Raw genomic sequence first — 23,536 nt, forward strand, 5'->3', positions numbered from 1 at the left:
TTTTGTCATCCGCTACATTATTCAGAATATTTAAACGGAGGCGGTAATGGTGCAGCAGGAAAAGAGGATCTGCCCCGCATGCGGAGGCAGCCAGTTCACGAAAGGAGTCATGAAAAGCAGTCATGCCAACGTAAGACCCATCGGCAAACCTTTTTCATTTGGCTCTCCATTGATTTTCACCTTTTGCAAACAATGTGGTGAAGTGGCTTCCATAGCAATTGAAAACCCCGAAAAATTCTAATCTACTGCCTCCTGGAGCAGATCAGGCATCCGGCCCATGGTGAACAAAGGACAGCACTGACTCTTCTCCTAATCCATCCCCCCCATAATGTGAAATGATAGTATGCATTACCGGCAATGATAATAAATCGCAGAAGATTGGCAAGAAAATTTCTTGGCTATGGTGATTGATTTCTGCAGAAATATATCTTACAATGGGTTCATAAACGCGCGTTTACAAAAAGGGGGACACTATGCGCAGCGAAGATATAGCCAAGCTCGCCGGGGTATCCCGAAGCACGGTTTCCCGCGTGATCAACAACTATTCCAACGTCCCTGAGGAGACCCGGGCCAAGGTGCTGAAGGTGATTGAGCAGCATCAGTATGAGCCGAACAGCTTCGCCCGGGCTCTGGCCGGCAAGAAGACCGACACGATCGGACTTTTCGCTATCAGCATGAATGAGAAAGAGAATACGACCCGGATCTATCAGAACAATTACTTCGCGCCTTTCGTGGATGCCGTTGTCGACACCTCGAATGCCCGCGGCTGTTATGTGCTGATACACACTGTATATTCTCCGGACGATTTCCTGAAGGTGAAGCAGGCCTTCCTGCAGAAACGGATTGACGGCGGCATTATCGTCGGCACCCAGAAGGATATTGATATCGTACGGGAGATGGTTAGCCTCGAATTCCCGCTCGTGCTGATCGATTACGACATTTCCGAGATTATGTCAGAGCATCTGGACCGCAACCATCTGGCTATCGTGAATTCCAAGGACTATGAGGGTACAGTCGAAGCTATTGAGTATCTGATCAACCTGGGGCATGAAGAAATCGGCATGATCTGCGGACGGATGAACACCTACTCCGGACGGGAACGCTACATGGCTTACGAGGATACGCTGAAGAAGCATGGATTGGCGCTGAATGAGAGATTTGTCCTAAAGGGTGATTTTCTCAAAGAAACCGCCTATGAAGAGGTCAAGAAGCTGCTTGCTTCCGGCGGATCTCTGCCGACCGCCTTCTTCTCCTCCAATGACGACATGGCTATCTCAGCGATGGAAGCGTTCTCTGAACATGGCATTTCCGTCCCGGAGGATATCTCCATCGCCGGATTCGATGATGTGCAGCTGGCTTCACGCATTCATCCTAAGCTGACCTCCGTCCGTCTGCCGATTTACGAAATGTCCAAGGCTGCGGTTGAGAAAGTGATCGAGCTGTGCGATTCCCGCCAGCCGACCTTCAGTACCATCAGCTTCCCGGCGCGGCTGGTCGAAAGAGACTCCTGCCAGCCGCCGAAGAAGTAAAGCAATCATTGCTAATCCTTATCTTTCGAGAAACTCCCTTTCCCCCGGGGGATTTTTTCTCAAGTTTGTAAACGCGCGTTCACAATTGAAAGGAGACTACTCTCTCATGAAATTCGGAACTTTTGACGACACTCGCAAAGAGTATGTAATCAACACTCCCAAAACGCCTTACCCATGGATTAACTACCTCGGCAACGAGCAATTTTTCGGCCTGATCTCCAATACTGCCGGCGGTTACACCTTCTACCGCGATGCGCGGATGAGAAGACTTACCCGTTACCGGTATAACAATATTCCGCTGGATACAGGCGGACGCTACTACTATCTGTATGATGACGGTGATTTCTGGACCCCGGGCTGGATGCCTGTAAAACGCGACCTCGATTTCTATGAGTGCCGCCACGGTCTGGGCTACACATCCATTACAGGCGAACGTAACGGTATTTCCGTGAACCAGCTCGCTTTTGTACCGATGGGCCACAATGCCGAAGTGCATCGTCTAGTTGTTAAGAACACTGGCTCCGCGAAGAAATCCGTGAAGCTGTTCTCTTTCGCCGAATTCTGTCTGTGGAATGCCAATGATGATATGACCAACTTCCAGCGCAACCTCAGCACCGGCGAAGTTGAAGTGAAGGATTCCGTAATCTATCACAAAACCGAATACCGTGAGCGCAGAAATCACTATGCTTTCTACTCTGTAAATAAAGAAATTGCCGGCTTCGATACAGACCGCGAATCCTTCGTGGGTATGTACAACGGTCTGGACGCTCCGCAGGCAGTCGCTGCCGGTGAAGCCACCAACTCCGTGGCCAGCGGCTGGTCGCCAATCGGCTCCCATGCCCTGAACATCACGCTGGAACCAGGCGAAGAACAAAGCTTCATCTTTGTACTCGGTTATATCGAGAACCCTGAAGATGAGAAATGGGAATCCCTGAACGTCATCAACAAGAAACCGGCTCAGGCTGTAATTGAGCAATTTGCTACAGATGCTCAAGTGGATGCCGCCCTGGCTGTTCTGGCTGCACACTGGGATAACCTGCTGTCCAAATATCAGATTCAGAGCAGTGACGACAAGCTGAACCGCATGGTTAACATCTGGAATCCGTACCAATGTATGGTTACCTTCAACATGTCCCGTTCCGCTTCCTATTTCGAATCCGGCATTGGCCGCGGTATGGGCTTCCGCGACTCCAACCAGGACTTGCTCGGCTTCGTTCACCAGATTCCAGAACGCGCCAGAGAGCGTATTCTTGATATCGCGGCAACTCAATTCCCTGACGGCAGCGCGTATCACCAGTACCAACCGCTCACCAAAAAGGGCAACAACGAAGTCGGCTCCGGCTTCAATGATGATCCGCTATGGCTGATCTCGGGAACGGCTGCTTACATTAAGGAAACCGGCGACTATTCGATCCTTGATGAGCAGGTTCCTTTTGACAGCAACCCTGACCACACAGCTACCCTGTTCGAACACTTGAAGCTGTCCTTCGAGCATGTAACGAACAACCTCGGACCACACGGCTTGCCGCTGATCGGCCGCGCGGACTGGAATGACTGTCTGAATCTGAACTGCTTCTCCACCGAGCCGGGCGAATCGTTCCAGACGACTGAGAATATCGCTGGCGGCGTAGCGGAATCCGTGTTCATCGCAGGCCTGTTCGTCTTCGTTGGACCGGACTATGCTGAAATTTGCCGCATGCGCGGACTGGATGATGTAGCTGCAGATGCGGTTGCAAAGATTGAGAACATGAGTGCCATCACTCTCTCCCACGGCTTTGACGGCGACTGGTTCCTGCGCGCTTATGACCACTACGGCGACAAAATCGGCAGCAAAGAGAACGAAGAAGGCCAAATCTTCATCGAGCCGCAAGGCATGTGCGTAATGGCGGGTATCGGCGTGGAGAACGGCGAAGCCGCCCGTGCGCTGACTTCCGTACAGGAACGTCTGGATACGGACTACGGTATCGTATTGCAGCAGCCTCCGTACTCCAAGTACTACTTGAACCTGGGTGAAATTTCTACGTACCCTCCGGGCTACAAGGAAAATGCCGGTATTTTCTGCCACAACAACCCTTGGATCATGATTGCTGAAACCGTGCTGGGCCATGGCGACAGAGCTTTTGATATCTATAAGAAAATCGCTCCGGCTTATCTGGAAGACATCAGCGAAGTTCACCGTATGGAACCTTATGTGTACTCGCAGATGATCGCTGGTAAAGATGCTGTACGTCACGGGGAAGCGAAGAACTCTTGGCTGACGGGTACTGCTGCATGGAACTATGTAGCCATCACACAGTCCATCCTGGGTATTCAGGCTGATTTCGCCGGTCTGAAAGTAGATCCTTGTATCCCTGCTGAATGGGATGGCTTCGAAATCACCCGTGTCTTCCGTGGAGATACTTATGTGATTCAGATCAAGAATCCGAACCATGTCTCCAAAGGCGTAGCAAGCCTCACCCTCGACGGCGCTGCTGTTGAAGGCAACATCATCGCCCCTGTCGGCGACGGCGCTGTGCATCACGTTGTTGTAGAGCTGGGCTAATCCGGTTTTCTGCTGCACGGATACATCGTATCCTTTAATAAAGTAAAGCACGGGCCTTCTCCTTGTAAAAGGAGGGGGCCCGTTGTTTATTGCGGATTATGGCTTCATAGCGCGCAATACTGGTGAAGCTTAAGCGGCTTTCCGTTTGAATGCGCGCATCGCAAAGATATAGGCTATGATCGTAATTCCGACACACCACGAAAGCGCGATCCATATCTCATTACCCACAGGCTGACCTGAAAGCAGCGCACGTATGGATTCCACGATTGAAGTTACCGGCTGGTTGTCGGCAAAAGCGCGAACTCCCTTCGGCATCGAATCGGTCGGCACAAAGGCCGAGCTGATAAACGGGAGGAAGATAAGCGGATAGGAAAATGCGCTTGCCCCTTCCACTGTTTTTCCGGACAATCCGGCAATCGCCGCGACCCAGGTCAAAGCCAGCGTAAACAGCACGAGTATACCGGTTACAGCGAGCCATGGAAGGATCCCTGCCGACGAGCGAAAGCCCATCATGAGCGCTACAAGAATGATGACGATAAGCGAAATGACGTTGGATACCAGCGAGGTCAGCACATGCCCCCATAGCACGGCGGAACGCGCAATTGGCATGGAGTGGAACCGCTCAATGATGCCCCGTTGCTTATCCATAAACAGGCGGTAAGCCGTATAGGATATACCGCTCGCAATCGCAATCAGCAGGATGCCGGGCAACAGGTAGTTCACATAGTTATCCGTACCGGTGCGGATGGCCCCGCCAAATACATAGACAAACAACAGCATCATCGCAATCGGAGTAATGCAGACCGTGATGATGGTGTCCATGCTGCGGAAAATGTGACGCATGGAACGCCCAAGCATAACGCTCATGTCGCTGAAAAAATAATTATTCATGGTTACTTATCCTCCTTTTTACCGATGATTGCGAGGAAGATCTCCTCCAATGAAGGTTGTTTTTCCACATACTCCACCTTTGCGGGCGGGAATAGCTTCTTCAGTTCTTCAAGCGTGCCACCCGCAATAATCCTGCCCTCATGCAAAATGGCAATCCGATCCGCAAGCTGTTCAGCCTCATCCAGATACTGAGTCGTCAGGAATACCGTCGTACCACCGTTCGAGAGCTCCTTGACAATCTTCCAGGCCTCCATGCGTGCCTCGGGATCAAGCCCTGTGGTCGGCTCGTCGAGGAAAATGAGCTGCGGTTTTCCGATCAGGCTCATAGCAATGTCGAGCCTGCGGCGCATACCGCCTGAATAGGTGGACGCCTTACGGTTGGCAGCATCCGTTAAGCCGAAGCGTTCCAGCAGATCGTCCGCAATTTGACGCGGATGCTCAAGATGCCGCAGCTTCGCAATCATAACCAGATTTTCCAGACCGGTCAAAATCTCGTCCACGGCGGCAAATTGCCCGGTCAGACTGAGTGATTGCCGCACATGGTCGGGCTGTGCCGCAATGTCAAATCCGTTTACGGCGGCAGTTCCGCTATCCTGTTTGAGCAGCGTAGTGAGAATTCTAACAATTGTCGTCTTGCCCGCGCCGTTAGAGCCCAGCAGGGCAAAAATCTCACCCCGCTTCACTTCAAAATCGACGCCTTTTAGGACTTCAGTGTTCTTATAAGATTTCCGCAGACCCTTCACTTCAATTGCTCTCTCCATCCCGCTTCCCTCCCGTTACTTTTTTTTATGGTCAAGAGATTCTTGGTAGATGTCCGCGTAAGTTTTTGAATCTTTGATTAAGTCATCGGAGAAAGCTGCTACGTCACTGCCCGTCACTTCCAGCACACCTTTCCCCCTAGCCGCTCCCTCTTCAAAAAGATCGACAATCCCCGAGAGTAACCCCGTCCCCTCGGTAAGCTCGACAGGGCCGACCTTGAAGAGATATTTTTGAATCTCTTTATAAACAATCTGATAATCCTGCGGGAGCGCCTGGACACGCGCCACGTGCGCGCGCCACTCTTTTTTGCCTTCGATAATATCTCGTATATTCATTTTATCCTCCTCCTATTTACCTAATTTTTTAGCGATATTATTGTTGAGCTGCTGACGCCATCTGTCGCGATAAGACTTTGCCCCTTCTTCGCCGGCCAGTGCTGAACAGAATCCTTTGATATCGTCACCTAATACCTCTTGGACACTCTGACCATCCGCCGCCGTCTCCTCAAGCAGGCCAAGCACACCATCAAGAATGGGCATAAGATTGCGTCCGGTGAAATCGGAGTGTGGCCAAAGATTGCCGTTAATTTCTGTCCATGCCACTTGATAATCCGCAGGCAGCTTCTTGGCTCGAGATTCAAAAGCTTTCATTTCCTTAGTCATGTCGCTGCCGGTGATTTTTTCCCAAAAATTCATTATTTCCTCTCCTTTAACTCGTTGATTTTTGAGGATACGAACTCCCACTTTTCCCAGAACTTCTGCAGCTCCTCACGCCCTGCATCGTTAATCGCGAAAAACTTTCGCGGCGGTCCCATGTCGGAGGGTTTCTTGGTGATCTCCACCAGCTTATTTTTTTCAAGCCGGATCAGGATCGTGTACACCGTCCCTTCAACAACATCTGTGAAGCCGAGGGCGTTCAGCTGCCGCGTAATTTCGTATCCGTAGGTTTCTTTGCGGCCTATAATTTCAAGTACACAGCCCTCAAGCACGCCTTTGAGCATTTCTGTTATGTTATCCAGCACAATCGCTCCTCACTATTCTGTATGACTGGTATGCAGTATTACTTACTACTGCTATAAAGTAACACGTAGTAGTCGCTTTGTCAATATCATTTTCACTGACTTTGGCCCCTGTAGCATATCGCCAAGCACAAAAACCACCCGTTCGTCCGCTGCTCAGCGGTACAACCGGGTGGTTGAGATTACATAAGAATAGTACGCTTACACACGGTTCAGGAAATGCCGCTGCAGCTTACGCCTTGCTCTCCGGGATCCATACCTTCATCTCGCCGCTGCCGCGGTTGCCCCACAGATAATAGGGAATGGCTGTGATCTCGGAGGGTGTCATTGGTGCCTTAGCTTTGCTATATAAGCCTCCGCTCCAGCCTGCCTGTTCTATCCGGCTGCCTTGACCTTTTACCACTACTGCACCGCCCAACAGTGAATCTTCAAAGTGCTCCGTGAACGATGCCGATTCATCTATCGCTATCGAGCTCAGAGGCGCTCCATTATCGGACTCTTCCAGGCAATAGACCAGCGGGCCCCGCTGGATGGCTGTCTTCCCTGCATCGGCCCGCAGCTCAGGATGGGCATAGACCCGGTGTGCTTCCATAGGCAGCTTCAGCTCGATGATATCCCCGGCGTTCCAGACTCTGCGGATCACGCAGTACCCCTGGGTTTCATTCTCGTCCAGACTCAGTTTCTCACCGCCGACCCGGATTTCCACATCGCTGCTCCAGGAAGGTATACGCAGGGCGATGCCGAACTCTCCCGACTGATCCGGATTTACCTTCAGCGTAACTGTCCCTTCCCACGGGTAGCTGCTCTGCTGACTGACCACTACTTCTGTCCCGCCCAGTGTGGTCTTTAATTCACTGCCAATGTACAGGTTGGTATACAGCGTATCGCCATGAACCGTATAGATATACTGATTCAGCGAGGTCAGTAGCCGTGCCACATTCGGAGGGCAACAGGCGCAGCCGAACCAGCCCTGGCGCTCGGATTTCACATGGTGCTTATCCGGGTTGCAGGTGCAGGCCTGAGGCCATACCTCCAGCGGATTCACATAGAAATAATGTTTGCCGTCCTGTGCCATAGAGCCAAGAACGTTATTATAGAGCGCCCGCTCCATCACATCCGCATAACGGGCATCCGGCTCCAGTTCCAGCATCCGCCGGGCAAAAAAGATCAGGCCGATCGAAGCGCAGGTCTCCGCATAGACCGTGTCATTAGGCAGGTCGTAATTGAAAGTAAAGGCCTCCCCCCTGTGCGTGGAACCAATACCTCCGGTAATATACATTTGCTTGCCTGTCATGTTATCCCATAATCTTACACAGGCATTGTGTAAGGCTTCATCCCCGGTAATCGCCGCAAGATCTGCCATCGCCGTATACATATAGACCGCCCGGACCGAATGCCCCACTGCCTCACTTTGCTCCCTCACCGGGAGATGGGCTTGATTATAGGCCAGATCTATACTGTCTGTCTGCGTTCCGCTCCAATGTGTAACCCGGCCACGGCCTTCCCATTCCTGCCGCAGGAAATTCGGCTCTTGCCCTCTCTGATCGATAAAAAAGCTGCTAAGCTTCAGGTACTTCTCCTCACCTGTCAACCGGTACAGCTTCACCAGTGCAAGCTCGATTTCCTGATGTCCGTCATACCCCTTCAGCTTGCCCTCCTCCGGTCCAAATACGGAATCAATATAATCGGCCATCCGGCGCATGATATGCAGCAGCTTGTCTTTACCCGTCGCTTCATAATAAGCAACCGCAGCTTCAATGAAATGTCCTGCACAGTACAGCTCATGACAATCCTGCAGGTTGGTCCAGCGTTTGCCGGGCTCCTTAATGGTAAAATAGGTGTTCAGGTAACCATCCGGCTGCTGCGCTTCAGCAATCAGGTCAATGACCGCGTCAGCCCGGGACTCCAGTTCCGGGTCACGTTTCAGACTAAGCGAGTAACCTACCGCCTCCAGCCACTTGGCGACATCGCTGTCCTGGAACACCCAGCCGTGGTACTGGCCTTCTTTTCTCCCGGCGGCAATTTCAAAATTGGCAATCGCATGGCTCGGCTCCGCATCCGGCACACGGTCATGCAGCGCTTCATATTGATAGGGAATGACCACATCCTGTACCAGACGGATATAGCGCCCCCAGAATTCATCCTGAATGGTTACGGACAGTTTGTCTGCTGCTTGATGAATTACGGATATTTTGTTCATTTCCACTACTCCTCTGTGTTTATTTCCTTCTCGCTAATTGCCATTATAGACGGTAAAATAAATAAAAAACAGGATCAGAAGCAACCCTGTTTTTGTACTATTTCACACTCGGATTATATCAGTGCGTTAGCGCAGATAACCTATTAATAAGGAGCAGAATATGATCTTTAATCCATCTTATATCCATCTGGCGGCACCGCCGTTCCCGTATTTTCTGGAAGGCGACCGTACTTTGTATCAGCCGGGAGATCAGCATCCCAGCCGAAGCCGCATGGGAAAATTCGATCTGCTGATTGTTGAACAGGGATGTCTGTTCATTGGGGAGGAGCACAAACAGTGGGCAGTGCCGGCTGGACATACTCTTCTCCTGCTGCCCGACCGCTACCATTATTCGGTTAAGCCCTGTGAGGAGACAACCTCCTTTGTATGGGTGCATTTCCACACCGTAGGTGAATGGATGGAAGCCGAGGGCGAGCCGGTATATGCCAGCCGGGAGCATCATTTCCAGCAGTTTCTCACCTACCCCTATACCATCCGTGTGCCGCAGTTTGGTCCGCTACCTGGTCCTTTAGCGCGGAGCGGTCAGGCTGAGCGGCTGCTGCAGCTGAACCAGGGGAGACGTTCCAGCGCGGTATGGCAACAGCAGCGGATCTTCGAGGATATCCTGCGGATGCTGGATCTCGCGCAACACCATGCTGAGGGGAGCCCTGCTGCAGAGATTGCAGAGCAGACGGAAACCTATCTGCGCAATCACTATACAGAACCGCTGACCAATAGCAGCCTGGCGGACGCGCTGCATTTCCACTACAACTATCTGGCCCGCTGCATGAAGCGGGTCTACGGCCTGACTCCCATGGAATATTTAACAGATTACCGGCTGGAGCAAGCCAAACTGCTGCTGCTTAAGACGGAAATTCCCATCGCCGGCATTGCCGAACGAACAGGGTTTGAGAGTACTGCCTATTTCTCACGGCGTTTCGCCCATAAGGTTGGCATATCACCGCTGCGCTTCCGCAAACGCTATTCCCGCTAACTCCGTGTCACGGCTTATTCCGGGGCTGCCTTAGCTCCTCTCTCCGCTGACCCGGAATTCATGCAGCTCCCGGTTATAGGACAATCCCCGGATCCGGACGGAGTGGGAGGTATAGGCTCTGATCGGCCCCCCGGGCTCTACAATTCCCGCACCGCCTTTTACGGCTACCATTACATTGATCTCCGACAGAGCGGCTGCCAGCAGTTCCATATCGCTCACCAGCACTTTATAGATAAAGCTCATTCGTATCACTCCTGCCCTGTGGGTAAATTTCAAGTATGCTTGTCATTAGGCTTCGTCTACCCGAATAAAACCTCTGCCGCCGGACATGCTAAATTACGTTCCTAATCTTATTGTAGAGGGGTATGTAATCATGGGAGTTCTTAACGGTAATCCTAAAGACGAGCCTTTGCATTACGGCGAAGTTTTCAATCTCTGGGAGTTCTCGGCTGCGGCCAAAATGGCCATGTCTGCCTATCAGGCTTATCATTATCATGCCGGGGATCACGATCTGAAAAAGATCATTGATGATCTTATGGATCAGGCTCAGCATGAAATCAAGGATTGCGACAGGCTGCTGAAGGAGAACGGGTTTACACCTCCCCCGTCTCTGCCGGACCGCCCCTCTGTCAAGCTGGAGGATATTCCGGCCGGAGCCCGGTTCTCGGATCAGGAAATCGCTGCCGCCCTCTCAAGCGGTGTCTCACTCAGTCTCGTCGTATGCAGCCAAATCATGGGCATGTCCATCCGGGAAGATATCGGTATGATGTTCATGAAGATTCATGCACAAATGGCTGCACTAGGTCTCGCTCTACTGAAGCTCAATAAGGAAAAAGGCTGGCTCGTCCCCCCTCCGCTGGAACTGAAGAAGCGGGAACCGGTTCATGCCTAAGATTAACACCTAGTGATCCTGCGCAAGCAGGATTTTTTGCTTTTTAGCTATTTTTTACCATTGATGCGCATATTCATTAAGACATGTTCTCTCTAAAGACATGCCTTAAGATCTGGAGATGTTGAGTATGCGATATTTGCCCAAAATCATCATTATCCTGTTATCCAGCTTGCTGATTGCCGCAGGCACGAACTTTTTTCTCGTTCCCTACAAAATACTTGATGGGGGAATTATCGGCATCGCCCTAATTATTAATTATATTTCCGGTACAAAAATCGGACTTGCCATCATCTTATGCAGTCTCCCGGTCTTTTGGCTTGCCTGGCTTAAAGAGCGGGATATTTTTTACAGCAGTGTGCTCGGGCTCATGGTGTCCTCCTTCCTGATCGAGCTTCTGGGACCGCTTCAATACTACTTTCTCTATTATATAGAGCTTGGTTCGATCTCCAGTGCGATTATCGGCGGCTTCCTGATGGGCAGCGGTCTCGGGCTTATGCTGCGGTTCCAAGCAAGCACAGGCGGTACGGATCTGCTGGCCAAATTCATTCAGCGCTACATACCGATTAATGTAGGCATCATTATTTTTCTGACGGATGTGCTGATCATTGGCGCTGGCGGCCTGCTGATCTCCAAGGAGACCTTTTTTCATTCCATTCTGACCATTCTCTCCGGCGGAGTGGCAACCGGTCTATGTACTCTTGAAGAAGGATAATGGAAATAAATATACTGCCAAAGGTCCTGCGCCAAAGTCAAAAAAATCCGCCAACCCGTCGGGCAGATTGAATATCAGACCGGCGGGTTGGCGGGCATTACAAGTAAAAACTCTATTGCAGCATAGACAGCAGCAGCCGGGGGATTGCAGAGAGGGCTGCCTGCTTCTCTACAGCACCCATCTCATAAGCCGCCTTTGGCATGCCGTAGACTACAGACGAGGCTTCATCCTGCCCGATCGTACGTGCACCTTTGCGGCGCAGGGCGAGGAGCCCCTTCGCCCCGTCATAACCCATCCCGGTCAGCAGTACGCCGATAGTCTGTGCGCCAGCCGCTTTTGCCGCCGATTCAAAGAGCACATCGACGGATGGGCAATGACCATTCACTTTCGCTCCAGCCGCACAATCCAGCCGATACTGCCCCCCAATCCGCCGCAGGCCTACCTGCTTATCTCCTGGAGCCACCAGTACCTTACCGGGTGCAACGAGATCACCATCCTCGGCCTCTTTGACCGTGAGCGCTGAACTGAGATTCAAACGGTCGGAGAACATACGCGAGAATACAGGCGGGATATGCTGTACGACTACGATTCCCGGCATATCCGGCGGCAGCACATTAAGCACGCTGGCAATCGCCTCAGTCCCGCCGGTAGAAGCTCCGATAACAATCAGTTGCTCCTTAAGGGCATGACCCGTGCCGGTGGTTCCCGTACGGGACCAATATCCTGGTCCTCCAGGCAGAGCAGGCTGCGCCGGAGCCAGAATTTTCGCTTGGGCAGCATTCTTGATCTTGATGATCAATTGTTCCAGGAAATGCTGCACACTGCCCGGTGAATTCATATCCGGCTTCGCTTCAAAGTCAACTGCTCCGGCGCTTAAGGCCTCAAACACAGCTTCCGTCACACCGCTTACGACGATAACCGGAATCACATATTGCGGCAGAAGGCGGCGGATGAATTCAATACCGTTCATCTTCGGCATCTGTACATCGCAGATCATCACATCCGGCCGTACACGCAAGAGCTCGTCTCTTGCTTCAAACGGGTCTCCCGCCTTCGCCGCCACTTCGATGCGCGGATCGGTAGAAATCCCCCGGGATATCACTTCACGGAACAATACAGAATCATCCACCACCAGTACCCGTATGCTTCGGGTATTCTTCATAAGAATCTTTCCTTCCCTGCAGCCGGGCTGTTATTTGCGGTAGACAGCAGGCATGATATAACGGTAATCCGTAAGCCCGCGGTCAAGTGACTCCGAATGGCCAATAAAGAGATAGCCGCCGGGTTCGGTCCATTCATAGAATTTGCGTACCAGCTTATAGCGGGTAGCATGATCGAAATAAATCATCACGTTGCGGCAAAAAATGGCATGAAACCGCCTGGTGAACGGAAAACGCTCCTCCATAAGATTAAATCTGCGGAACAGTACCTGACTCCGGAGATACGGCTTCACAGAGTACGTGCCTTCTGCCGAAGGTTCAAAGTACTTTTTTCTCCAGTTCCCGGGAAGCTCCTTCATGGCTGATGCCCCATAAGTCCCTCTGCGCGCCTTTTCCAGCACGGCACTGCAAATATCTGTGGCGAGCAGTTGCGTATCCCAGCCGAATTTGCCTCCCCCGAATGCTTCATCGATGATCATAGATAGCGTATACGGCTCTTCTCCGCTGGAGCAGCCTGCACTCCATACCCGCAGATCCCTTTCGTTCTTCCGCTTCATCACCTCTGGAAGGACATGATGCTGGAAATAAGAAAAATGTTCGCTCTCCCGCATAAAAAAAGTATGGTTTGTACTGATTTTGTCCACAAGCAGCGCAAGCTCGGTGGCGCTTCCCCCTGTTCGCAGAAAGCTGTAATATTCGCCGAAGCTGGCCATCCCCTTAGCCTGCACCATTTGTTGAAGTCTGCCCGACATCATCGCCCGTTTCTCCGCTTTGAGATGAATGCCGGCACGGGCTTTAATAAAGTCCGCGAGCTCGGTGAATTCCCGGTCTGTCATAGGAATCATAGGCTGTATTTGCCGAACTCGTTATCACTGAGGGCAATCGTAACGGGAGCTGCAGGCGTACTTTCTTTCACCCATGAAGACGCTGACGCTTTCTGGCCGCCCAACTTGTTTCGCGACATCTGCTCCAGCATCCGCAGAACTTCAGGGTTCAAATCCTCCATTCCCGTAAAAGCATTCTGCGGTTGCTGCTTCAGCTTGAACCTTGATACTTGCTCCCGCATCAGTTCCGCCTGTCCGGCCAGCTCTTCACTGGCTGCCGCAGTCTCCTCTGAAGTGGCAGAGTTCGTCTGAACCACCTGCGAGAGCTGCATTACTCCCTGATTAATCTGGCTGATGCCTGCAGCCTGTTCTGTGGATGCCGCTGTAATCTCCGAGATAATCTCCGCAACCTTGGAGACATCGCCGACAATCTGCTCCAAGGCGGAAGCCGTCGCAGCAGCGATTTTGGTGCCGCCCTCCACCTTTTTCATAGAGCTCTCGATCATAGCCGTAGTTTCTTTGGCTGCCCCTGCTGAACGTGCTGCCAGATTGCGCACTTCCTCGGCTACCACCGCAAAACCCTTGCCATGCTGGCCTGCCCGGGCCGCCTCAACCGCAGCGTTCAGTGCAAGAATATTCGTCTGAAAAGCAATTTCATCAATGACTTTAATAATTTTGGAGATACTGTCCGAGGCATCATTGATCTGCTCCATCGCCACCAGCATATCCTGCATTTGCGTATTACCCTCTACGGCATTGTTCATAGCCCCTTGGGCCAGCTTGTTTGCCTGCTCCGCACTATGGGCGTTCCGTGAAGTCTGTGCCGCGATTTCCTCGATCGACGCAGTCAATTCTTCAATGGAGCTAGCCTGCTCTGTTGCACCTTGCGAAAGCGCCATGCTAGACTCCGACATTTGCTTTGAACCCGAAGCCACCTGCTCGGCCGCCCCTTGAATACTGCCCATCACCTCATTAAGAGTGCAGGACATACGCCGGAAAGATTGGGACAGCTTGCCAATTTCGTCAGACGCTTCGCCCTGTATCTCCACATTCAGATCACCATCTGCAATCCGATCCGCAGCATACACCAGATTGACTACAGGCTTGCTGATCATACGGGACAGGACAATACCCAGGAGCACCGCCAACACCATAGCCCCGGCTACAACGATCATTAACACCAGGATGGTACGTGCGGCTCCCTTGGAGTACACTTCCGATTTGATCTTGCCGTTGGTCTCTTTACTGGCGAACAGATCGTCGATATGTTCATTGGCCTGGGCGACAATGGAAGAACTCTCCTTATAAAAGTAAGTGAGTGCTTCTTCCCGGCCAGAGGTTTCCGAGATTTCAATGGCCTTGTCTCGTACAGCATCATACTCGTTAATGACAGTTTTTAGATTGTTAAAAATATTACGGGTTTCCTGCGACTGGATACTTACGCCAAATTCATCAAGGCTGGCCGTAAGCTGTGTATCCAGCGTTTTGATTTTCTGAATAATCTCTGCTTTGTTCTGAGAACTATGGTTAATCAGCACATCGCGGGTAAGCGCGCGGATCTTGTGAAATTCAATGCCCGACTTTCCTATATCCCCCACACCTATCCCGTAATTCACATACAAATCCGTATAATTACGGTCGATCCGTTTCAGGTTCACTACTCCCACAACGCCTACGATACCAGCCATAATTGCAACAATAATAAACGAAGAGATCAGCTTGGTGCTTAATTTCATGTTGTTGAACCATTTCATCGTTATCTTCTCCTTATTCTTCTCGTCTAGAGTGCAATTCCCGGCAGTTCTACTTCAGCGTCCCGGAGCAGCCTGGCGCAATCCACCAGCAATTTCACTCCATGTCCGGTTTTCCCTATACGTGTTACAAATCCTCCGCCCCCCGGTGAATCCGGTGCCGGTACAATCTCCTCCGGCAGGATAGGCAGCACCTCCGATACACTCTCCACGATCAACCCCAATACCTCGTTCATAATGTCGATGACAATGATGCAGGTACGGTCATTATACGTTTGCGGCTCCATACGAAAGCGCATTCTTACATCCATCACAGGAATGATCTTGCCGCGCAAATTGATAATACCTTTGATATATTCCGGCAGATCCGGAATGGCGGCAATCGGATGAATCCCGATGATTTCGGTCACATACTGAATCTCAATCCCGTAAAATTGGCTGCCGAGCGAAAAAATCAAATATTTGTCCCGCAGGGTATCCTCCTCCAGCGCCTCTTCGTATGCATTGTGTCCAGACACAGGAACACCTCCTAAGCTGATTTAACTAAAACAATAAATTACATATATTCATACAGGCTGACATACCGGAGAGCATACTTACCGCCCGGCAGCCCTTAGAGAGCCGCCACGGCATTCATCGAAGAAGCCAGACGGACAACGTCTAGAATCAGACTGATGCTCCCGTCGCCCAGCAGCGTACAACCAACAAAATGCTTACTCCCCGCACTGCTCAAAATATAATCCGGGAGCGCCTTTACTACTACCTGCTGCTGGCCGAGCAGCTCGTCCGCAAGCAGGCATAGACTGCGCCCCTCGTCCTCTACCATGATGAGAATCCCTTCGTCTATGGGACAGCTGTGCTGTGGAGCACCCGTGAGATGATGCAGGCGAAATACCGGATAGCAGTTGCCGCGCACTATGATCCACTCCTGCCCATCAGGATCATTCAGCAAGTCTTTGGCATTCGCCCTGAAAGAACGAATGATCGATGCGGTCGGGAGCGTAAACCTTGATTGTCCAACACCTACATTCATTCCATCAATAATTGCCAGTGTTAGCGGAATTCTCAGAGTGATTATGGAGCCTGAACCCGGTATGCTGTCTACGGAAGCGGTACCCCCGACTTTCTCCAGATCCTTGACAACCACATCCATACCTACCCCCCGCCCGCTGAATTCGCTGATGCTGTCCTTGGTGGAGAACCCCGGATGAAAAATCAGCTTGAATATCTCTTTGTCGCTCATTTCGTGTTCATCCCGGGTCAATAGCCCGTTCTCCAGAGCCCGGGCAACAATCTTGTCCCGATGCAGCCCTTTGCCGTCATCCCGGATCATCACCATCACATCTCCCCCGGAGTGCCTCGCTTCCAGTGTTACCGTTCCACTTCGCGGTTTGCCTGCAGCCAGGCGCTCCTCAGGCATCTCAATCCCATGATCCAGCGCATTGCGCACCAGATGCATCAGCGGATCAGAAAGATGTTCGATAATATTCTTATCAACCTCCGTCTCTTCGCCAAGAATAACAAGGTTAGCCTCCTTCTCCAGCTTCCGGGTCATATCTCTTACGATCCGTCCCATTTTATGAAACGTAGCAGCTAGTGGCACCATGCGCAGTGACATGACCACATCCTGCATTTCTGCCGAAATCTTACGCAGCTGTCTGGCCGCTTTATTGAAATTGCCCAGCGATCCGCCTAGACCGGCAAGATCGGGATTCTGCGTTACCATGGCCTCTGCAATGACCAGCTCACCGATCAAATCCATCAGCTTATCCATTTTGGCCACATTCACGTTAATCATGGTCTGCTGGGATGAGGGTGGCGGGTTGCCCTCTTTAGATTTCTTCTCCCGGCCCGGTACAGTTAAGAGCTTCAGATCAGCATCCGGCAGCTCAGTAGCTTGAGGCACCTCCTCAGAAGCATCCGGTGGAGCCGGGATAGCAACAGCTGTATCTTCCGCTTCAAGCCGTTCTATTTCGACTTCCCTAACATAGGGAGCATTCCGCAAAAAAGCTGTAACCACGTCTTCTGATTCCACTGTGTGCAGTACAATTACAAATCCATGCCGGCGGATGACCTCGGCACTGTCGGGATTCTCTATAATATCCTCAGGCAAGTAGGTACAACTGCAGTCCAATGCTTCGCCAAGCTGATGAATCACTGTGAATGCGCGGATATTCTCCAGTTGACAGGTCTCTTCAAAACGCAAAACCGCTCTGTAACCTACGGATGCCTCTGTAGCCATATTAGCTCCCGGCAATCCGACATCAGCGTTCTGTCCTATTTCTTCCCGTATTCCCGCAGAACCGTTCTTAAGAAATTGCAAATAAGCCTTCAGTTCTTCAGCCAACAGGGCGCAGTCTCCATCTGCGTGATCTCCATTCTTGATCTTGATCGTCTCCAGCTTGGTAAAATCAACACCTTGCAGAATGAGATCCGACAGCTCAGAGGCATTATACGGCGTATGAGGATGGTCGCGCAGATAAAAAAACAAATCCTCCATTACATGTGCCAGGGAAGAAATATTCGTAAATCCCATCACGGCGGCCGAGCCTTTAACCGTATGCATTATCCGGAAGATTAGATTAATATCCTCAGGTTGAAGAGTTTCATGCTGTTCACTGGCAAGAATAGAGTCTTCCAGCTGCTGCAGCGATTGCAGGGTCTCGAAAATAAATAGATCAAGCAGTGAATCCTCCGGAAAAGAGCCTGACATTATGTTCTCCTTTCGGCCCATCAAATGGGAAGCGTTGTAGTGTTATGTGAGATTTCTCCATTTTTATATCGTAAGATGGAAATAAAAAATGAATATCTAATTTAAAATTTTGATAAATTTTGATTATTTAAGTGAACATTATGAATAAAGGTTGATCTTTTGAGAAATTGAAGCGACAATCGGATATATAACACTCCAGGGGAGGATCGAACGAAGTTGGATAGCACAAGCAACAATAGCAACACTTCCGCGCATGATATTATCGACCTGTGCCTGCTCGCCGGTAAAATCATGCTGCAAAGCGGCGCGGAAACCTACCGCGTGGAGGACACTATGAGCCGTATGGCGGCATCGCTCGGTTTTCCGGGAGCGCACAGCTATGTAACGCCAACCGTCATTATGTTCACCACCAGCCGGACGGAACCGGTGAAGCTGTTCCGTATTGCGGAGCGGACCACAGATCTGCAAAAGGTGTCCGAGGTCAACGACATCTCGCGGCGCCTGAGTGAACGCCAGCTTACCGCAAGTGAAGCCCGCGACCGGCTAAGTGTGGTGGACGATGCAGCCCACGCTTATCCGGTCTGGCTGCAGATTGTCGCCGCCGCCTTGACCGGAGCGTGCTTCACTGTAATGTTCAAAGGCAGCCTGTGGGATGCCCTGCCAGCTATACTAGTGTCCGGGCTGGGATTCGCCGCAGCGACATACCTTCACCGGCTGTTCCAGATCCGTTTCTTCGCGGAATTCACTGCCTCGTTCCTGATGGGACTGCTCGCCTTCCTGTCCGTGAAGCTCGGCGTAGGTCAGGAAATGGATAAGATCATTATCGGTTCAGTCATGCCGCTGGTGCCGGGACTACTCATTACCAATGCCGTCCGTGATCTGATGGCCGGACACTTGGTCTCCGGCCTCTCCAAGGGAGCCGATGCATTCCTGACGGCGTTTGCAATCGGGACAGGCATCGGGCTTGTGCTGTCACTTTTTTGAAACATACAATTCATGTACTTCACACGTGAAAGAGGTTAACTGTTCATGATTTTGCAATTGATAACCAGCTTTATTGCCGCTGCCACCTTCTGCATTCTGTTCAATGCACCGGTCCGTGCATTGGTACAATGCGGTTTTGCCGGAATGGTGGGCTGGATGCTGTATCTGCAGCTCGATGAAAGATGGGACACCGTGGTAGCCACCTTCGCAGCTACAGTAGTGGTGGGGGTGATCAGTCAGATCTTTGCCCGCATTTACAAAATGCCGGTCATTATCTTCAGTGTCGGCGGCATTATCCCGTTGGTCCCTGGCGGTCTGGCTTATGATGCCATGCGCAAGTTCGTCGAGAACGATAATAATCTGGCCATCCAGTTTGCTGTCCAGGCTCTGCTCCTTTCTGGAGCAATAGCAACCGGACTTGTGCTCAGCGAAGTGCTTGGACAGATGTTCCGGCGGAAGCATGTCCCCAGCTCTTAAGCCGGTCGACAAGGAACCTGCAACATGGCTCGTCACCATAAACATAAAAAAGCTGCTCCACAATGTCATGAAGATGACTAGTAGGAGCAGCTTTTTTATATGCCAGAGGGAGAGAGCCGTAACTACGCCCCCGGTTCCCTGGTCAGATTATTTTTTGATAGCTTGCAATGTCCAGCCATTGGCCGAATTTGTTGCCGATCTCTTTGAACAGCGCGCTTTGCTCATATCCGTGTCTGGTGAACAGCCGGCGGCTAGGTTCATTATCGGAGCATACGGTTGCCACCAGCACATGAAAACCAAGCTCGGACGCCCGTTCCTCAATGAAGCTTAGCGCTTTGCCGCCCAGTCCCTGTCCGCCGCTGCCGGGTCTCAGATAGATGCTGATCTCACCAGAGGTATCGTAGGCCTGCTTGTTCTTATGTCTGGCAATCAGAACATAGCCCTGCATTTCACCGTCCTGTAGAATGGCGTAGGACTTGAAGCGCGGATCACCGCTTAGCACCGACTCACGCATCGAAGCTGAGTCCAGCGGCGCGGTATGAAAAGAAACCGTAGTATTCAGTACATAATAATTATAGATATCTACTACTTCCGCCAGATGCTCTTCCCTAATCTCCGTAAAAGACAAACCGCGTGCTGCTGTTTCCCCCATGACTAATCCTCCCAGATCGCTGTTTCCAATTGATCGACAAATTTGCGTAGCTTACCAGCGATCTTCAGGTTGATCGCCCCATTCTGATACATTTGCTGCACCGTATTCCGCTGTTCCTGAATCGCCTGCAGCTTCAGCTCAAGCTTCTGGTCATCCACGACGCCATCCTTGATCCAGCCGTCTCCCTCGATAAGGCGGGACTCCATCTGCTCATACTTGTCAATAACCTTCTGTGAAGGCAGACGGTTCTCTTCACTCATTCCGGCGTTGACGGCAGAAATGGCAGCCTGGCACATTGAAATTTTGGCCATACGGGCACTCTCGGCATTCTGCGCTGCCAGCCGTCCTTCATCGCCGTTCAGCCGCCCGGAGAATAATCCCGAGAACAGGCGCTGAATTTCAGTGAGCGAAAATTTGATCTGCGTGTCTAGCCGCTTGCACATCAAGGCTTCCTTATGATCCAGCAGCTCTTCCATCTTCGCTGCTACGGGAGCCGCGACGGAGCCGTTCTCGAGCATCCGGCGGAGTTCCGTACGCTCAGCAGCAATAGCATTCCGCTTAGCCTGGACCCCCAGCTGCCGAAAGCGTTCCGCTTCCGGATCATCGCCCGTTTTCGGAGCGCACAGCTTGTCAATCTTGTCCGTGAATTCCAGCATGACCGGCTGATTCCCGGGCAGCGGATTCTCTGAGACCAGGCTTCGAAGCATGCTCATTCCGGCATCAATCACTACCGACCTTGCCGTCAGCTCAGAATTGACCGGCACACTCTCCACCACAACAGGGTCTTCCCCGTCCGCAAGCAGCGGCAAAAAGATGCTTGCTATGAGCAGCGAGACGAGAATGACACCTGCCGCAAGAGCAATGATGAGGTCCCGCTGCGGGAACGGTGAACCATCCCCAAGAACCAGCGGAATTGAGAAGGCACCCGCCAGCGTTACCGCACCCCGCACACCCGAAATCGATGTTATGAGCTGCGACTTCAGCGGTGAGCGGGGGGTTCTTAGCCTTCGGCTCTCGAACAAAGAGTATGCATACACCCACAGAAACCGCAGTACAATCAACAGCGCTGTGATCGCCAGTACATAACCGGCCACGATAAAGTTGTTCAAGGTATTGTCATTGTAAATCACTTGAACGACGTCCGGAACCGATACGCCCAGCATCAGGAAGACCAGGCCATTCAGAACCATCAGCAGCACTGACCACGTGCTGGCAGATACAAGCTGGAGCTTATATTGCGGTGATACGGCCCGATCCTTCTCTATAGCATACATCACACCGCCTGCCACTACGGCAAGGATCCCCGACACGCCGATCTCTTCACTCACCAGATAAATAATAAAAGGTGTAAGAATCTGCAGCAGCACATGAATGGTGACATCTTCCATGCCGAAGCGGCGGATAAATACACTAAGCCGGATGAGCACAAATGACAGCAGCGCTCCCAGCAGCAATCCCCCAGCAGCAATGAACACAAAGCTTATCGTCGCCTTGGGCAGGGAGAACATCCCGGTAACCGCCGCAGCAATGGCAAACTTAAAAGCAACCAGCCCGGATGCGTCATTCATCAGCGACTCTCCTTCAAGGATGCGGTGGATACTCTTCGGCAGATGCACCTTTCCGGCCAGCGCGCTGACTGCCACAGCATCGGTAGGCGAGAGGATGGCGGCCAGCGCAAAGGAAGCAGCCAGCGGTATGGACGGAATCATCCAGTGGATGGCATATCCGGCGACAAAGACTGTTGCAAAGACCAGTCCAAGCGACAGCAGCAGGATCGGCGCCCTTAGGTTCCACAGCTCGTCGCGTGGCGTCCGCCGCCCGTCATTGAACAGCAGCGGGGCAATAAACAGCACAAAAAACAGCTCCGGCTCAAACGACATATGAATTCCCATCGGGAAAGCGGCCGCAATAACTCCCAGCGCAATCTGAATCAGGGGAACCGGCACAAACGGAATGAACCGGTTCACGATATTGGAGACCGCGATCAGTCCCAGCATTAACAGTACAGCAAGAAATGTCTCCAAATCTCTCAACTCCCCCGATGTATAATCATGAAACTTGCTTCCATTCTCCGAACCCGCCTATCCGTCCTCTTCTTCATATTCAAAAATATCCTCAATGCTGAGCTTGAAGTATCTCGACAGCTTGAAAGCCAGAATGATCGACGGATTATACCTTCCGTTCTCCAGGGAGCAGATCGTCTGTCTCGACACCTCCAAGGCTTCTGCGAGCTCTTCCTGATTAATGCCCTGCTGTTTCCGGATTGTCTCAAGCTTGTTCTTCATCGCTGTTCCTCCCGGTCATGTAAAGTTAGCTTTACAAAGAGAATATCATCCTGAGCGTAAAATGTAAAGTAAGCTTTACAAAAAACTGAAAATGTTCATCGTTTACACGATTGACAAAAATATTTATTTGTGTTATAATATAATATTTTTCGATTGAAAACAGTTTGGAGTTTCAGTATGATATGCATTAGCCTGCAGGCACATTCTTATCTAGTGTAATGGAGGGATATTATGCATATCGCCAAAGGAATTGAAATGCTGGAGATTTCCGTCCCCGTGATGGGCGGAATAGACACGTTCTACCCTGCCTTGATCTGGGACGAAGAGGGAGCTATCCTGATCGATACCGGAGTACCGGGAGCAGAGCAAAAGTTCAAGCAAGCTGCAGCCGAGGCCTCCGTACCCTTGAGCCATGTTCGTACCATACTGATTACTCATCAGGATATCGATCATATCGGAAGCCTTCCGGCTCTTCTGGAACAGAGCCAATCTACGATAACTGTACTCGCACATGAAATCGAGCGGCCTTATATCGAAGGCGATAAGATGCTGCTGAAGCATACTCCTGACGCACTGGCTGCCGCCGAAGCCATGCTTCCGCCGTCTGTACCGGAGGAGTGGAAGCGCGCTTTCCTCCACGTGTTGGCCCATCCACCCAAAGGTCGAGTTGACCAGACGCTTACAGGTGGCGAGTATCTGCCCATCGGAGGCGGAATTACCATTATTCATACCCCCGGCCACAGCCCTGGCCATCTGAGCCTGTATCATCACACCAGCCGCACGCTGATCGCAGCCGATGCATTGACTGTGCGTGACGGCCAGCTCTACGGACCCGATGCAACGGCTACTCCCGATATGCTAACAGCGCTCCAGTCTCTTCACAAATTCGCGGATTGGGAGATTGACCAGGTGATCTGCTATCACGGGGGTCTCTATCGCGGCGATGTGAACCGGCGGATTGAAGAACTGGCTCAGGCTCAGGGAACACATTAATAAGCTGCTCACAGGTTGGGTTGTCACGGTAAACATAACAAGCAGGAGCTGGACCGTATCACCGGTCTGACTCCTGCTTTATTTTAACATCTGTCCTGCTTCAGCCCTACTATAGTTCGTC

The 23,536-nt window shown here is 51.5% G+C and carries 24 protein-coding genes; 9 read left to right on the forward strand and 15 right to left on the reverse strand.

The genetic code is table 11. The features are described 5' to 3' along the window. The first annotated feature begins 46 nt into the window (after nt 1-46). The 3 genes from ACAN54_RS05485 (at nt 47) to ACAN54_RS05495 (ending at nt 4,071) form a co-directional block, all read left to right on the forward strand. Entirely contained in the window at nt 47-241 is a 195-nt protein-coding gene (locus ACAN54_RS05485; RefSeq protein ID WP_379153352.1) for a hypothetical protein, read from the forward strand. 232 nt (nt 242-473) lie between these two features. Beyond that, nucleotides 474-1,529, forward strand: a complete 1,056-nt coding sequence (locus tag ACAN54_RS05490; RefSeq protein WP_379153354.1) for a LacI family DNA-binding transcriptional regulator — start codon at nt 474-476, stop codon at nt 1,527-1,529. A gap of 106 nt (nt 1,530-1,635) precedes the next feature. Next, nucleotides 1,636-4,071 (forward strand): glycoside hydrolase family 94 protein, encoded by a 2,436-nt coding sequence (locus ACAN54_RS05495; RefSeq protein ID WP_379153356.1) that lies wholly within the window; start codon nt 1,636-1,638, stop codon nt 4,069-4,071. A gap of 129 nt (nt 4,072-4,200) precedes the next feature. On the opposite strand, the gene ACAN54_RS05500 is transcribed toward ACAN54_RS05495, so the two are convergent. The 6 genes from ACAN54_RS05500 to ACAN54_RS05525 form a co-directional block, all read right to left on the reverse strand. Next, complete coding sequence (locus ACAN54_RS05500; protein WP_379153358.1) at nt 4,201-4,962, reverse strand: ABC transporter permease; 762 nt, start codon at nt 4,960-4,962, stop codon at nt 4,201-4,203. 2 nt (nt 4,963-4,964) lie between these two features. After that, nucleotides 4,965-5,723: an ABC transporter ATP-binding protein gene (locus ACAN54_RS05505; RefSeq protein ID WP_379153360.1), complete on the reverse strand. Its 759-nt coding sequence runs from the start codon at nt 5,721-5,723 to the stop codon at nt 4,965-4,967. Nucleotides 5,724-5,738: 15 nt separating this feature from the next. Then, nucleotides 5,739-6,056 carry a DUF1048 domain-containing protein gene (locus tag ACAN54_RS05510; protein ID WP_379153362.1) on the reverse strand — a complete coding sequence of 106 codons (318 nt, stop codon included), beginning with the start codon at nt 6,054-6,056 and terminating at the stop codon, nt 5,739-5,741. Nucleotides 6,057-6,068: 12 nt separating this feature from the next. Beyond that, on the reverse strand, nt 6,069-6,416 hold the full coding sequence (locus ACAN54_RS05515) for a DUF1048 domain-containing protein (protein WP_379153364.1): 348 nt from the start codon (nt 6,414-6,416) through the stop codon (nt 6,069-6,071). Beyond that, nucleotides 6,416-6,721 carry a PadR family transcriptional regulator gene (locus ACAN54_RS05520; RefSeq protein ID WP_379154196.1) on the reverse strand — a complete coding sequence of 102 codons (306 nt, stop codon included), beginning with the start codon at nt 6,719-6,721 and terminating at the stop codon, nt 6,416-6,418. Before ACAN54_RS05520 ends, ACAN54_RS05515 begins: the two co-directional genes overlap by 1 nt. Before the next feature lie 250 nt (nt 6,722-6,971). Further along, the gene (locus ACAN54_RS05525) at nt 6,972-8,939 is read right to left on the reverse strand and encodes a glycoside hydrolase family 127 protein (RefSeq protein ID WP_379153366.1); all 1,968 of its coding nucleotides are present in this window, start codon (nt 8,937-8,939) and stop codon (nt 6,972-6,974) included. 160 nt (nt 8,940-9,099) lie between these two features. Here ACAN54_RS05525 and ACAN54_RS05530 point away from each other — a divergent pair, with 160 nt between their 5' ends. Further along, nucleotides 9,100-9,972 (forward strand): helix-turn-helix transcriptional regulator, encoded by an 873-nt coding sequence (locus ACAN54_RS05530; protein WP_379153368.1) that lies wholly within the window; start codon nt 9,100-9,102, stop codon nt 9,970-9,972. Nucleotides 9,973-10,002: 30 nt separating this feature from the next. Here the strand turns inward: ACAN54_RS05530 and ACAN54_RS05535 are convergent, their stop codons facing one another. Continuing rightward, nucleotides 10,003-10,215, reverse strand: coding sequence for a hypothetical protein (locus tag ACAN54_RS05535; RefSeq protein ID WP_379153370.1), 213 nt, complete (start codon nt 10,213-10,215; stop codon nt 10,003-10,005). A gap of 130 nt (nt 10,216-10,345) precedes the next feature. On the opposite strand from ACAN54_RS05535, the gene ACAN54_RS05540 reads away from it, so the two are divergent. Together ACAN54_RS05540 and ACAN54_RS05545 are read left to right on the forward strand one after the other, a co-directional pair. Beyond that, complete coding sequence (locus ACAN54_RS05540) at nt 10,346-10,864, forward strand: DUF3231 family protein (RefSeq protein WP_379153372.1); 519 nt, start codon at nt 10,346-10,348, stop codon at nt 10,862-10,864. 118 nt (nt 10,865-10,982) lie between these two features. Continuing rightward, the gene (locus tag ACAN54_RS05545; RefSeq protein ID WP_379153374.1) at nt 10,983-11,576 is read left to right on the forward strand and encodes a YitT family protein; all 594 of its coding nucleotides are present in this window, start codon (nt 10,983-10,985) and stop codon (nt 11,574-11,576) included. Nucleotides 11,577-11,688: 112 nt separating this feature from the next. On the opposite strand, the gene ACAN54_RS05550 is transcribed toward ACAN54_RS05545, so the two are convergent. The 5 genes from ACAN54_RS05550 to ACAN54_RS05570 form a co-directional block, all read right to left on the reverse strand. Next, entirely contained in the window at nt 11,689-12,738 is a 1,050-nt protein-coding gene (locus ACAN54_RS05550) for a protein-glutamate methylesterase/protein-glutamine glutaminase (protein WP_379153376.1), read from the reverse strand. Between the two features lie 30 nt (nt 12,739-12,768). After that, on the reverse strand, nt 12,769-13,572 hold the full coding sequence (locus ACAN54_RS05555) for a CheR family methyltransferase (RefSeq protein ID WP_379153378.1): 804 nt from the start codon (nt 13,570-13,572) through the stop codon (nt 12,769-12,771). A 5-nt stretch (nt 13,573-13,577) separates the two neighbouring features. After that, a complete protein-coding gene (locus ACAN54_RS05560) occupies nt 13,578-15,314 on the reverse strand; it encodes a methyl-accepting chemotaxis protein (protein ID WP_379153380.1) in 1,737 nt (578 codons plus the stop codon). A 26-nt stretch (nt 15,315-15,340) separates the two neighbouring features. Continuing rightward, nucleotides 15,341-15,829, reverse strand: coding sequence for a chemotaxis protein CheW (locus ACAN54_RS05565; RefSeq protein WP_379153382.1), 489 nt, complete (start codon nt 15,827-15,829; stop codon nt 15,341-15,343). 95 nt (nt 15,830-15,924) lie between these two features. Continuing rightward, the gene (locus tag ACAN54_RS05570; protein ID WP_379153384.1) at nt 15,925-18,024 is read right to left on the reverse strand and encodes a chemotaxis protein CheW; all 2,100 of its coding nucleotides are present in this window, start codon (nt 18,022-18,024) and stop codon (nt 15,925-15,927) included. A 216-nt stretch (nt 18,025-18,240) separates the two neighbouring features. Between ACAN54_RS05570 and ACAN54_RS05575 the strand changes: the two genes are divergently transcribed. Together ACAN54_RS05575 and ACAN54_RS05580 are read left to right on the forward strand one after the other, a co-directional pair. Next, entirely contained in the window at nt 18,241-19,008 is a 768-nt protein-coding gene (locus ACAN54_RS05575) for a threonine/serine exporter family protein (protein ID WP_379153386.1), read from the forward strand. A gap of 45 nt (nt 19,009-19,053) precedes the next feature. Beyond that, entirely contained in the window at nt 19,054-19,485 is a 432-nt protein-coding gene (locus ACAN54_RS05580; protein WP_379153388.1) for a threonine/serine exporter family protein, read from the forward strand. Between the two features lie 142 nt (nt 19,486-19,627). On the opposite strand, the gene ACAN54_RS05585 is transcribed toward ACAN54_RS05580, so the two are convergent. The 3 genes from ACAN54_RS05585 to ACAN54_RS05595 are packed head-to-tail and all read right to left on the reverse strand — an operon-like array spanning nt 19,628 to nt 22,422. Beyond that, a complete protein-coding gene (locus ACAN54_RS05585; RefSeq protein WP_379153390.1) occupies nt 19,628-20,137 on the reverse strand; it encodes a GNAT family N-acetyltransferase in 510 nt (169 codons plus the stop codon). A gap of 2 nt (nt 20,138-20,139) precedes the next feature. Continuing rightward, nucleotides 20,140-22,161 (reverse strand): Na+/H+ antiporter, encoded by a 2,022-nt coding sequence (locus ACAN54_RS05590; protein ID WP_379153392.1) that lies wholly within the window; start codon nt 22,159-22,161, stop codon nt 20,140-20,142. Between the two features lie 57 nt (nt 22,162-22,218). Beyond that, nucleotides 22,219-22,422, reverse strand: coding sequence for a helix-turn-helix transcriptional regulator (locus ACAN54_RS05595; protein WP_379153394.1), 204 nt, complete (start codon nt 22,420-22,422; stop codon nt 22,219-22,221). Nucleotides 22,423-22,653: 231 nt separating this feature from the next. Between ACAN54_RS05595 and ACAN54_RS05600 the strand changes: the two genes are divergently transcribed. Continuing rightward, nucleotides 22,654-23,415 (forward strand): MBL fold metallo-hydrolase, encoded by a 762-nt coding sequence (locus ACAN54_RS05600; protein WP_379153396.1) that lies wholly within the window; start codon nt 22,654-22,656, stop codon nt 23,413-23,415. The last annotated feature ends 121 nt before the right edge of the window (nt 23,416-23,536 follow it).

Source organism: Paenibacillus diazotrophicus, assembly GCF_042610465.1.